Below are 2,292 nucleotides of genomic sequence, written 5' to 3' on the forward strand. Positions count from 1 at the left end.
AAGCTAATGAAGATCCGCTCGACTTGCATGTATTAGGCACGCCGCCAGCGTTCGTCCTGAGCCAGGATCAAACTCTCCAAGAAAGAGTTATGAGTTAGCTCATAAAGTTAAAACGTTGGCTCATGATCTTCTATAATAGAAACCATGATCATTTATTGTTTGTTGACGCTTGTTTGTTTAGTTTTCAAAGAGCAATGAAATTGGAGCGGGTGAAGAGAATCGAACTCTCATCATCAGCTTGGAAGGCTGAGGTTTTACCACTAAACTACACCCGCATATATAATTGTATTTCTGATGGTCGGGAAGACAGGATTCGAACCTGCGACCCCTTGGTCCCAAACCAAGTGCTCTACCAAGCTGAGCTACTCCCCGTTATAGAAGAAAAATAATGGCGCGCCCGAAAGGAGTCGAACCCATAACCTTCTGATCCGTAGTCAGACGCTCTATCCAATTGAGCTACGGGCGCATTTTATTTTAATAGCAACTTTTATATATTATCACACCCACTAAAGGATGTCAATAACTTTTTTGGTGCGGCCGAGAGGACTTGAACCTCCACGGGGTTGCCCCCACTAGGCCCTCAACCTAGCGCGTCTGCCATTCCGCCACGACCGCATTAACATGACAGGTTTAAATCTTAACTGATTCAGGCGCATTAATCAATAGGTAATTAATGGTGCGGGTGAAGGGAGTCGAACCCCCACGCCTTGCGGCGCCAGATCCTAAGTCTGGTGCGTCTGCCAATTCCGCCACACCCGCATATTCATTTTTCGAAAAAAATGGTGAGCCATGAAGGACTCGAACCTTCGACCCTCTGATTAAAAGTCAGATGCTCTACCGACTGAGCTAATGGCTCAAAAAATGGCTGGGCTAGCTGGATTCGAACCAACGCATGTCGCAGTCAAAGTGCGATGCCTTACCGCTTGGCTATAGCCCAATAAAAATGGCGGTCCCGACCGGGATCGAACCGGCGATCTCCTGCGTGACAGGCAGGCATGTTAACCGCTACACCACGGGACCAGATGAATAATGTTATGTTTTAAAACTGGTGACCCCTACGGGATTCGAACCCGTGTTACCGCCGTGAAAGGGCGGTGTCTTAACCGCTTGACCAAGGGGCCATATTAAAATATTAAAAGGTTCTGGCGGAGAAGGAGGGATTTGAACCCTCGCGCCGGTTACCCGACCTACACCCTTAGCAGGGGCGCCTCTTCAGCCTCTTGAGTACTTCCCCATACCTTTAAAATTAATGGCTCCGCAGGTAGGATTCGAACCTACGACCGCTCGGTTAACAGCCGAGTGCTCTACCACTGAGCTACTGCGGAATAATAGCATTTCTTTTCTCAATAGTTATCCTTCGCCGACTGTCCTCATCTCAGGACGCTTATTCAAGAAGCGGCTCGATGAGTACAACTCGCAGTAAATCCGGAGATGATATCGCTCGTTGCTCTACCACTGAGCTACTGCGGAATAACTTTATTTTTTCGTGCTGTTGTCTTGTCGACTCTTACTATTATAGGGAGGTGCCTATTAAAAGTCAAGGGTGTTTTTAAGAAGTTTTTCATTTCTTTTATTAAAGCATTCAAAGCTTTATTCTAAAGTCATTTCCTTTACTTTTATCAGCTTTCCTCGGCATTTTCCACACACGTATTTTGAGGTGTTTATAGATCTTTTGCGGCGATAGGTCAACTTACATTCGCTGCACTGATAATAAATGAATTTCTGTTTCGCTCTTCTTTTCTTCTCTTCCGGCAGCACTGAACAAAATCTCGGGGCATCTACCTTCTTTAATAAATCTCTAAAGTCTTTGTCGCGATGCTTGTATCCTTTTCCTTCTATATGAAGGTGGTAATGCACCAGCTCATGTTTAATAATCCCCACGAGTTCTGCTTCACCCAGCTGCTCAAAATACTTTTTATTGATTTCGATGTTATGGCTGTTCAGCATATAGCGTCCGCCGGTTGTCCGGAGTCTGGGATTGAAGAACGCTTTATGCCTGAATGGTTTCTGGAAGTATTCATCGGAAATCATCACGACAAGATTGTGTAATTCTTGATCAGTCATCTGCAAAACGCCTGCCTTTTAAAGAAACATGACAACCTATTATAGCATATATTAATGTTACCTTTTAACGTATTATCTTAAGGAGGTATTGCTCTATGCCTGTCTGGTTTCAAAATCAAATGAAACGAGCCTTCTATGAGAAAAACAGATATCAAATCAAACTTCTAAACCAGTGTTGGTACTTTTATAGAAATAAACAGGGGTTAAATGATTAAAAGACTGCAGGCA

2 protein-coding genes, 11 tRNA genes and 1 rRNA gene are annotated in these 2,292 nt (G+C 44.2%); 1 reads left to right on the top strand and 13 read right to left on the bottom strand.

What is annotated here, in order from left to right; all coding sequences use genetic code 11:
* The 13 genes from ACH0QE_RS19745 to ACH0QE_RS19805 all read right to left on the bottom strand — a co-directional run.
* Positions 1–83: ribosomal RNA gene (locus ACH0QE_RS19745) — 16S ribosomal RNA — on the bottom strand; the annotation flags it as partial.
* Positions 84–201: 118 nt separating this feature from the next.
* A tRNA-Gly gene (locus ACH0QE_RS19750) sits at positions 202–275 on the bottom strand.
* Positions 276–295: 20 nt separating this feature from the next.
* Positions 296–372: transfer RNA gene (locus ACH0QE_RS19755), tRNA-Pro, on the bottom strand.
* 17 nt (positions 373–389) lie between these two features.
* Positions 390–466 (bottom strand) — tRNA-Arg (locus ACH0QE_RS19760).
* Positions 467–529: 63 nt separating this feature from the next.
* Positions 530–615, bottom strand: a tRNA-Leu gene (locus ACH0QE_RS19765).
* 59 nt (positions 616–674) lie between these two features.
* A tRNA-Leu gene (locus tag ACH0QE_RS19770) sits at positions 675–759 on the bottom strand.
* A 21-nt stretch (positions 760–780) separates the two neighbouring features.
* Positions 781–856: transfer RNA gene (locus tag ACH0QE_RS19775), tRNA-Lys, on the bottom strand.
* A gap of 6 nt (positions 857–862) precedes the next feature.
* A tRNA-Gln gene (locus tag ACH0QE_RS19780) sits at positions 863–937 on the bottom strand.
* Positions 938–944: 7 nt separating this feature from the next.
* A tRNA-Asp gene (locus ACH0QE_RS19785) sits at positions 945–1,020 on the bottom strand.
* Between the two features lie 26 nt (positions 1,021–1,046).
* Positions 1,047–1,121 (bottom strand) — tRNA-Glu (locus ACH0QE_RS19790).
* 22 nt (positions 1,122–1,143) lie between these two features.
* A tRNA-Ser gene (locus ACH0QE_RS19795) sits at positions 1,144–1,234 on the bottom strand.
* 16 nt (positions 1,235–1,250) lie between these two features.
* Positions 1,251–1,325: transfer RNA gene (locus ACH0QE_RS19800), tRNA-Asn, on the bottom strand.
* Positions 1,326–1,590: 265 nt separating this feature from the next.
* Entirely contained in the window at positions 1,591–2,064 is a 474-nt protein-coding gene (locus tag ACH0QE_RS19805) for a SprT family protein (protein WP_415802194.1), read from the bottom strand.
* 95 nt (positions 2,065–2,159) lie between these two features.
* Here ACH0QE_RS19805 and cmpA point away from each other — a divergent pair, with 95 nt between their 5' ends.
* Positions 2,160–2,279: a cortex morphogenetic protein CmpA gene (gene cmpA, locus ACH0QE_RS19810; RefSeq protein WP_192472919.1), complete on the top strand. Its 120-nt coding sequence runs from the start codon at positions 2,160–2,162 to the stop codon at positions 2,277–2,279.
* Positions 2,280–2,292: the final 13 nt, after the last annotated feature.

It is taken from the genome of Mesobacillus sp., assembly GCF_047739415.1.
Lineage (GTDB): Bacteria > Bacillota > Bacilli > Bacillales > Cytobacillaceae > Mesobacillus.

Bases quoted from the DNA above. Each gene is read 5' to 3' on its own strand.
- ACH0QE_RS19805 (WP_415802194.1), bottom strand. From the start codon at position 2,064: ATGACTGATCAAGAATTACACAATCTTGTCGTGATGATTTCCGATGAA.
- cmpA (WP_192472919.1), top strand. From the start codon at position 2,160: ATGCCTGTCTGGTTTCAAAATCAAATGAAACGAGCCTTCTATGAGAAA.